Below are 6,906 nucleotides of genomic sequence, written 5' to 3'. Positions count from 1 at the left end.
AGATCGAACCGCTCGGCTGGAGCGTGGGCACGCGCGCCGGCAGCCAGCGCGTGTGCCGCTACAGCGCCGACCTCGACGGCAGCGGCGCGATCGACCGCAACGACGAGCACCCCGCCCGCTACACCGCGGTGCACGGCGCGCTGCGCCAGCAGAACTACCTGCTGGTGCGCGGCGACCAGCCCTGCCCGGACGGCAGCGCCATCGCGACGCACAATGACGCCCTGCTGGACACCGTGCAGCACCAACCCTGATCCGTCCGATGCCGCCCACCGAGTCCCCGAACGCCGCGGCGTTCACGCCCGCCGACCACGCCGCGATGCGCGAAGCACTTGCGCTGGCCGAGCACGCGATCGGCCTGACCGACCCGAACCCGCGCGTCGGCTGCGTGATCCTCGACGCGCACGGCCAGGTGATCGGGCGCGGGCACACGCAGCAGGCCGGCGGGCCGCATGCCGAGGTGATGGCCTTGCGCGATGCCGCCGCGCGCGGTCATGCGACGCCGGGCGCAACCGCCTATGTCACGCTGGAACCGTGCTCGCACCACGGCCGCACGCCGCCGTGCTGCGATGCGCTGCTGGCCGCCGGCATCGCGCGCGTCGTCTGCGCCATCGCCGATCCGAACCCGCTGGTGGCGGGCCAGGGCCTGGCGCGGCTGCGGGCGCAGGGCGTGCAGGTCGAATCCGGACTGCTGGGCGAAGCGGCGCGCGAGCTCAACATCGGCTTCTTCTCGCGCATGGTGCGCGGGCGGCCATGGGTGCGCCTGAAGGCCGCGACCTCGCTCGACGGCCGCACCGCATTGAACAACGGCGCCAGCCAGTGGATCACCGGCGAGGCCGCGCGCACCGACGGCCACGCCTGGCGCAAGCGCGCCGGCGCGGTGCTGACCGGCGTCGGCACCGTGCTCGACGACAACCCCCGGCTGGATGTGCGGCTGGTCGAGACCGCGCGGCAACCGCTGCGCGTCGTCATCGATTCGCGGCTCGACATGCCCCCCACCGCGCGCATCCTCGACGCGCCCGGCCAGGTGCTGGTCTATGCCGCGGCACCCGAGGCAGCCCGCGTCGACACGCTCGCAGCGACCGGCGCCGAGGTGATCCTGCGCCCCGGCCCGACCGGCAAAGTCGACCTGCCGGCGGTGCTGGCCGACCTGGCACAGCGCGGCATCAACGAGCTGCACGTCGAGGCCGGCCACAAGCTGAACGGCTCGTTCGTGCGCGAGGGGCTGGTCGACGAGTACCTCGTGTACCTCGCGCCGAAGCTGCTCGGGGCCGGCCGCGACCTGGCCGCCTTCGGCCCGCTCGAGCGGCTGGACGACGCGGCCGCGCTGCGCTTCCACGCGGTCGACCGCATCGGCGACGACCTGCGGGTGATCGCCCGCCCGCCAGCACGGGAAATGTTCTGACTGAGAGAATCACGCCCATGTTCACCGGCATCATCTCCGGCCTCGGCCGCATCGAATCCGTCCGCCCGCTCGGCGCCGACGCCTCCCACGGCCTGCAACTGACGCTGCATGCCCCCGACCGCTACCTCGACGACGTGCAGCTCGGCGACAGCATCTCGCTGAACGGCGCCTGCATGACGGTGACCACCTTCGACGCCGCCGCGGCCCGCTTCACGATCGACATCTCGGCCGAGAGCCTGGACAAGACCGCCGGCCTGTCGCAGCCCGGCCCGGTCAACCTCGAGAAGGCGCTGCGGGCGCACGACCGGCTGGGCGGCCACCTGGTCAGCGGCCACGTCGACGGCATCGGCCGCGTGACGCATTTCGCGCCGGTCGGCGAATCGTGGGAGCTGCGCGTGCTGGCTTCGGCGCACATCGGCCGCTTCCTGGCCTACAAGGGTTCGGTCGCGGTGAACGGCGTCAGCCTGACGGTCAACCGCGTCGACGACCGCCCGGACGGCTGCGAGTTCAGCATCAACCTGATCCCGCACACGATCGAGAACACGACGCTGGGCACACTGGCGGCCGGTTCGAGCGTCAACCTCGAGATCGACCTGATCGCCCGCTACGTCGAGCGCATGCTGGGGAAATAGCGCCCCCACGTCGCTTCGCTCCTGCCCCCCGAGGGGGCGCCTCCCCTCGGCCCGGCAAAGCCGGATCCGGGGGAGTTGCTCGATCCCGCCCGCCTACAATCCGCGGATGCCCATTTCCCCCGTACCTGAACTGATCGCCGAGCTCGCCGCCGGCCGCATGGTCATCCTCGTCGACGAGGAAGACCGCGAAAACGAAGGCGACCTGGTGCTCGCGGCCGACCACGTGACGCCCGAGGCGATCAACTTCATGGCGCGCTTCGGCCGCGGCCTGATCTGCCTGACCCTCCCCCGCGAGCGCTGCGAGCGCCTGCAGCTGCCGCCGATGGCCACCCGCAACGGCACCCGCCACGGCACCGCGTTCACCGTCTCGATCGAAGCCGCCACCGGCGTTTCCACCGGCATCTCGGCCGCCGACCGCGCCCGCACCGTGCAGGCCGCCGTCGCGCGCGATGCGCAGGCCGCCGACCTGGTGCAGCCCGGCCACATCTTCCCGCTGCAAGCGCAGGATGGCGGCGTGCTGATGCGCGCCGGCCACACCGAGGCCGGCTGCGACCTCGCGGCGATGGCCGGCCTGAGCCCCACCTCGGTGATCTGCGAGATCATGAAGGACGACGGCACGATGGCGCGCCTGCCGGACCTGGAGGTCTTCGCGCTGGAACACGGCCTGAAGATCGGCACCATCGCCGACCTGATCGGCTACCGCAGCCGCAACGAGAGCCTGATCGAACGCATCGGCCAGCGCACGCTGACCACCGCACAGGGCGATTTCGACTGCACCGCCTTCAGCGACCGCACCGGCGGCCTGCACCTGGCGCTGAGCCACGGCCGCATCGACACGAGCGACGAGGTGCTGGTGCGCGTGCACGAGCCGCTGTCGGTGATGGACCTGCTCGACACCGGTGCCTGCAGCCACTCGTGGCCGCTGCACAAGGCGCTTGCCACGCTGCAGGCCAGCGCGCGCGGCGTCGCGGTGCTGCTGAACTGCGGCGAGGACGTGCTGTCGCTGCTGTCGCACTGGCAGGAAACCCCGGCGGCGCCGGCGCGCGCCCGCGCGCAGATGGACCTGCGCACCTACGGCATCGGCGCCCAGATCCTGCGCGAGCTGGGCGTCACGAAGATGAAGCTGCTGGGCAGCCCGCGCCGCATGCCGAGCATGACCGGCTACGGCCTCGAGGTCACCGGCTTCGTCGCCCCCGAACACTGAACGACCGACTGGATTGACATGCAAGCAGCAGACAAGGGCCAGGCGGCCGACCTGGACGGCACCGACCTGCGCATCGGCATCGTGCAGGCGCGCTTCAACGACAAGCTGACGCAGGCGCTGGCCGACGCCTGCATCGCCGAGCTGAACACGCTGGGCGTCGCCGCCAAGCACATCAAGCACGTGACGGTGCCCGGCGCCCTGGAGGTGCCGCTGGCGCTGAACGCGATGGCCGCGAGCGACCGCTACGACGCGCTGGTCGCGCTCGGCTGCATCGTCCGCGGCGAGACCTACCACTTCGAACTCGTGTCCAACGAGAGCGGCGCCGGCGTCACGCGCGTCGCGCTCGACCACGAGATCCCGATCGCCAACGCCATCCTGACCGTCGAGGACGAGGCCCAGGCCTGGGCCCGCGTCGAAGAAAAAGGCCGTGACGCCGCACGCGTCGCCGTCGAGATGGCCAACCTGCTGGAAGACCTGACGTGAGCGAGACCGAACCGAAGAAGCCGGCGGCCGATGCCGCACCGGCGGCGAAGAAGCCCGCGGGCAAGGGGGGCAAGCCGCAGCCCAAATCGTCGCGCCGCCGCTCGCGCGAAGCCGCGCTGCAAGGCCTGTACGAGTGGCTGCTGTCCGGCGCCGAGGTCGGCGTGGTCGATGCCCACATGCGCGAGCAGGAAGGCTTCGACAAGGTCGATGCGGCGCACTTCGATGCGCTGCTGCACGGCTGCATCGCCGAAGCCGCCGACCTCGACGCGGTGCTCTCGCGCCACGTCGACCGCAAGACCACCGAGCTGTCGCCGATCGAGCACGGCGTGCTGATGATCGGCGCCTACGAGCTGAAGCACTGCATCGACATCCCGTACAAGGTCGCGATCAACGAGGCGGTCGAGCTGGCCAAGAGCTTCGGCGGCACCGACGGCCACAAGTACGTGAACGGCGTGCTCGACAAGGCGGCGCTCGACCTGCGCCCGGTCGAGGTGGCGGCGTTCCGCGCCCAGCGACGCTGACCCGGCGCGATGCCGCCATGAAGCTCGCCGGCCGCCTGGACCACATCGAGCCCTTCTACGTGATGGAGTGCGCGAAGGCGGCGGTCGAGCTGTCGCGCACCGCCGCCTGCGACCCCGCGCAGGGCGGCCGGCCGATGATCTTCCTGAACATCGGCGAGCCCGATTTCACCGCGCCGCCGCTGGTGCAGCAGGCCGCGCGCGAATGCCTGGAGCGCGGCAGCACGCAGTACACGCAGGCCACCGGCCTGCCGGCCTTGCGCGAGCGGCTGAGCCGCTGGTACGCCGAGCGCTTCCAGGTCGACATCGCACCCGAACGCATCGTGATCACCGCCGGCGCGTCGGCCGCGCTGCAGCTCGCCTGCCTGGCGCTCGTCGAGCGCGGCGACGAGGTGCTGATGCCCGACCCCAGCTACCCGTGCAACCGCCACTTCGTGGCCGCCGCCGATGGCGTCGCGCGGCTGTTGCCGGCCTCGCCCGAGCACCGCTTCCAGCCGGATGCCGCCACCGTGCAATCGGCCTGGACGGCCGCGACGCGCGGCGTGCTGCTCGCCTCGCCGTCGAACCCGACCGGCACCTCGATCGCGTTCGACGAGATGGGGCGCATCGTGCAGGCGGTGCGCGAGCGCGGCGGCTTCACGATGGTCGACGAGATCTACCTCGGCCTGAGCTTCGACGATGCGTTCGGCCACACCGCGCTCGCGCATGGCGACGACGTGATCTCGATCAACAGCTTCTCGAAGTACTTCAGCATGACCGGCTGGCGGCTCGGCTGGCTGGTGCTGCCGCCGGAACTGGTGGCACCGATCGAGCGCCTCGCGCAGAACCTCTACATCTGCCCGTCGTCGCTCGCGCAGCAGGCGGCGCTGGCCTGCTTCGAGCCGGCCTCGATCGCCGAGTTCGAGCGCCGCCGCGCCGAGTTCCGCGCGCGCCGCGATTTCCTGGTGCCGGCGCTGCAGGCGATGGGCCTGCGCGTGCCGGTGTTGCCTGACGGCGCGTTCTACGCCTGGGCCGATTGCTCGGCACATGCCGACAGCAGCTGGGACTTCTGCTTCCGCCTGATGCGCGAGGCGCAGGTGGCGATCACGCCGGGCCGCGATTTCGGGCCGCATGCGGCCGATCGCTACATCCGCCTGTCGTATGCGAGCTCGATGGCGCATCTGCAGGATGCGGTGCAGCGCCTGCAGCAATTGCTGTCCCCGTAGTCGTCATCTTTTGCCGTCGTTTTTGCTGTCGGTTTTGGGTTGAACCCCCTGCACCATCTCGTCGACTTTCGCAAGCGCATGTTACGAATGCACAGAACGCGGGGTTTTTTACTGCCAGGGCCTGATGCGCTTGCACTAAGCTGCGTGCGTGGTGGACAACCGTGCCACGAACCCAATCCGCCTCATGCCCGGCCCTGTTCCTGATCCATCCTCCGACCTTGCCAACTCGGCGCCGGGTGCGCCGAAGTGGGGCGACACCGATCTCGGGCTGCCCGCACAACCGGCCGCCACCTTCTCGACCACGGTGCCGCCGATGGGCGGTGCCGACCAGATGCCGACCATCGGCCACATCGGCCGGTACGCGCTCAAGTACCGCATCGGCGAAGGCGGCCTCGGCGTGGTCTATGCCGCGCACGACCCGCTGCTGTCGCGCCTGATCGCGATCAAGACCCTGAACCTCGAGATCTCCGCCGAGCAGCGCGATGCGTTCAATGCGCTGTTCCTGAACGAGGCCCGCGCGGCCGGCGGCCTGAGCCACCCGCACATCGTCACGGTGTTCGATGCCGGCGCGAGCGAGCAAGGCGCCTACATCGCGATGGAGCTGCTGAAGGGCCGCGACCTGCGCCAGCTGCGCCAGGAAGGCTGGCGGCCGTCGCCGCACCAGGCCGCGCTGATCGTGCGCCGCGTCGCCGACGCGCTCGCCTATGCGCACTCGAAGGGCGTGGTGCACCGCGACATCAAGCCGGCCAACATCTTCATGGTCGGGCGCACGCAGCCGCGCGTGCTCGATTTCGGCATCGCCCGCATCGCGCACCAGCACGATGCGAACGGCGAGGACATCGTCGGCGGCTCGCCCTACTACATGTCGCCCGAGCAGGTGCGCCAGCAGCCGGTGGACCGCCGCTGCGACGTGTTCTCGCTCGGCGTCGTGCTCTACGAACTGCTGGCCGACGTGCGGCCGTTCCGCGGCGGCTCGCTGGCCGAGATCACCCGCGCCGTCGCCGAGTACAACCCGCCGACCGCGCACCAGGTCAACAGCAGCGTGCCGAAGGCCTTGTCCGAGATCGCCGCCCGGGCGATGGAGAAGAACCCCGACGACCGCTATCGCTCGGCGCGTGCGTTGTCGCGCGAGCTGCGCCACTGGCTCGAGGAGCATCCGCAGGACGGCGACGGCACCGACGAGTCCGCCGAGCAACCCACCGGGCGCCACCGCCTGGCCTGGGGCCTGGTGGTCGCCGCCGGCATCGGAATCGCTGCCGCCGCGTGGTGGACGCTGATGTCGCCGCGCTCCAGCGAGCTGACGGTCGCCGCGCCACGCGCAGCGTCGGCCGTGGTCGTCGCGGCCGCACCGCCGGTGCCGGCCCCTGCACCAGAACCCGCCGCAGCCTCGCAGCCGGCCGCCGGAGCCGCGAGCGCCGCCGACCCCGCCGGCTCCGCTCCAGCGACCGCCGCCGGTGCCTCG

The 6,906-nt window shown here is 71.3% G+C and carries 8 protein-coding genes; all 8 read left to right on the top strand.

Annotated elements, in window-relative coordinates; all coding sequences use genetic code 11:
• Positions 1-251: hypothetical protein (locus tag AC1D01_RS15500; RefSeq protein WP_477867707.1), on the top strand; the 251-nt coding region annotated here is incomplete at its 5' end.
• Between the two features lie 8 nt (positions 252-259).
• Positions 260-1,402: a bifunctional diaminohydroxyphosphoribosylaminopyrimidine deaminase/5-amino-6-(5-phosphoribosylamino)uracil reductase RibD gene (gene ribD, locus AC1D01_RS15495; RefSeq protein WP_477867705.1), complete on the top strand. Its 1,143-nt coding sequence runs from the start codon at positions 260-262 to the stop codon at positions 1,400-1,402.
• A 17-nt stretch (positions 1,403-1,419) separates the two neighbouring features.
• Positions 1,420-2,034 carry a riboflavin synthase gene (locus AC1D01_RS15490; protein WP_477867703.1) on the top strand — a complete coding sequence of 205 codons (615 nt, stop codon included), beginning with the start codon at positions 1,420-1,422 and terminating at the stop codon, positions 2,032-2,034.
• A 106-nt stretch (positions 2,035-2,140) separates the two neighbouring features.
• Positions 2,141-3,238: a bifunctional 3,4-dihydroxy-2-butanone-4-phosphate synthase/GTP cyclohydrolase II gene (ribBA, locus tag AC1D01_RS15485; RefSeq protein ID WP_477867701.1), complete on the top strand. Its 1,098-nt coding sequence runs from the start codon at positions 2,141-2,143 to the stop codon at positions 3,236-3,238.
• 18 nt (positions 3,239-3,256) lie between these two features.
• Positions 3,257-3,721: a 6,7-dimethyl-8-ribityllumazine synthase gene (gene ribH, locus AC1D01_RS15480; RefSeq protein WP_477867699.1), complete on the top strand. Its 465-nt coding sequence runs from the start codon at positions 3,257-3,259 to the stop codon at positions 3,719-3,721.
• Positions 3,718-4,242: a transcription antitermination factor NusB gene (nusB, locus tag AC1D01_RS15475; protein ID WP_477867697.1), complete on the top strand. Its 525-nt coding sequence runs from the start codon at positions 3,718-3,720 to the stop codon at positions 4,240-4,242. Before ribH ends, nusB begins: the two co-directional genes overlap by 4 nt.
• Positions 4,243-4,259: 17 nt before the next feature.
• Entirely contained in the window at positions 4,260-5,444 is a 1,185-nt protein-coding gene (locus AC1D01_RS15470; RefSeq protein ID WP_477867695.1) for a pyridoxal phosphate-dependent aminotransferase, read from the top strand.
• 184 nt (positions 5,445-5,628) lie between these two features.
• On the top strand, positions 5,629-6,906 hold a 1,278-nt coding region (locus AC1D01_RS15465), incomplete at its 3' end, for a serine/threonine-protein kinase (RefSeq protein WP_477867693.1).

The sequence above is a fragment of the Rhizobacter sp. P3_B12 genome (assembly GCF_056402895.1).
The sequence above is the reverse complement of the archived record's forward strand: the minus strand, read 5'-3'. Positions and strand labels throughout refer to the sequence as shown.

Bases quoted from the DNA above. Each gene is read 5' to 3' on its own strand.
- ribD (WP_477867705.1), top strand. From the start codon at position 260: ATGCCGCCCACCGAGTCCCCGAACGCCGCGGCGTTCACGCCCGCCGAC.
- AC1D01_RS15490 (WP_477867703.1), top strand. From the start codon at position 1,420: ATGTTCACCGGCATCATCTCCGGCCTCGGCCGCATCGAATCCGTCCGC.
- ribBA (WP_477867701.1), top strand. From the start codon at position 2,141: ATGCCCATTTCCCCCGTACCTGAACTGATCGCCGAGCTCGCCGCCGGC.
- ribH (WP_477867699.1), top strand. From the start codon at position 3,257: ATGCAAGCAGCAGACAAGGGCCAGGCGGCCGACCTGGACGGCACCGAC.
- AC1D01_RS15470 (WP_477867695.1), top strand. From the start codon at position 4,260: ATGAAGCTCGCCGGCCGCCTGGACCACATCGAGCCCTTCTACGTGATG.